Source organism: Paenibacillus sp. 01L418 (assembly GCF_056400045.1).
On the sequence record NZ_JBFTSN010000752.1, the window covers coordinates 1 to 1,338 of the forward strand.

The 1,338-nt window shown below is 45.1% G+C and carries 1 protein-coding gene; it reads left to right on the forward strand.

Annotated elements, in window-relative coordinates:
* Positions 1 to 107: 107 nt before the first annotated feature.
* A partial coding sequence (gene leuC / locus AC1DSE_RS35345) for a 3-isopropylmalate dehydratase large subunit (protein WP_477529129.1) occupies positions 108 to 1,338 on the forward strand: 1,231 nt, incomplete at its 3' end.

Sequence of the window (1,338 nt, forward strand, 5' to 3'; positions counted from 1 at the left end):
CCTATAGACGTTATAGATATTATATCTTGGATCAATGAAGAAAGAAATGTTATAGTAGTTTCAGTTAAGAAAAGCAGAAGATTCAATGAAACGGTGGGGTTAACATAATGACGAAAAAGACAATGTTTGAAAAGATCTGGGATAATCACGTCATTAATCAAGAAGAAGGCAAGCCAAGCGTCATTTATATCGATTTGCAGCTTGTACACGAAGTAACATCTCCGCAAGCGTTTGAAGGCTTGCGTCTATCAGGCCGCAAAGTGCGTCGTCCTGATCTTACTTTCGCAACGATGGATCACAACGTACCAACGAAAGATCGCTTCAACATTACAGATCCAATTTCCAAACAACAAATTGACACGCTTACTCAAAACTGTAAAGACTTCGGCGTAACGTTGTTTGATCTTGACAGCATTGACCAAGGTGTCGTTCACGTAATGGGTCCTGAGCTTGGTCTAACGCATCCAGGTAAAACAATCGTTTGTGGAGACAGCCACACATCTACTCACGGTGCTTTCGGCGCATTGGCGTTCGGTATTGGTACAAGTGAGGTTGAGCACGTTATGGCTACTCAATGCTTGCAGCAATCGAAAGCAAAAACGCTTGAGGTTCGCTTTAACGGCACTCGCAAGCCAGGCGTAACAGCAAAGGATTTGATTCTTGGCGTTATTGCTCAATACGGCACAGATTTCGCAACAGGTTATGTTATTGAGTTTACTGGCGAAGCCATCACAAGCTTGACTATGGAAGAGCGGATGACAGTTTGTAATATGTCAATCGAAGCAGGCGCACGCGCTGGCCTCATCGCTCCAGATGAAACAACATTCAACTATCTTCGCGGCCGTCAATATGCGCCAGCTAACTACGAAGAAGCAGTTGAAGCTTGGAAACAGCTTACTACGGATGAAGGTGCAGAGTATGACACAGTCGTTCACTTCGACGTTGACGCACTAATCCCGCAAGTGACTTGGGGAACTAGCCCAGGCATGGGTACCAACATCACAGCTAAAGTTCCTTTCCCTGCTGATCTTCCAACGGAGAACGAGCGTAAAGCTGCTGAAGCAGCACTTGAATATATGGATCTTAAGCCTGGAACACCAATGAACGAAATCCCAATTGATTATGTATTCATCGGTTCATGTACAAATGGCCGTATCGAAGATTTGCGTGCAGCAGCTGAAATCGCCAGAGGCTACAAAGTTAGCGATCGTGTAACGGCTATCGTCGTACCAGGTTCAGGCCGCGTAAAAATTCAAGCCGAAAAAGAAGGTTTGGACAAAATCTTCACTGAAGCTGGCTTTGAATGGCGTGATGCTGGCTGCTCGATGTGTCTTGCAA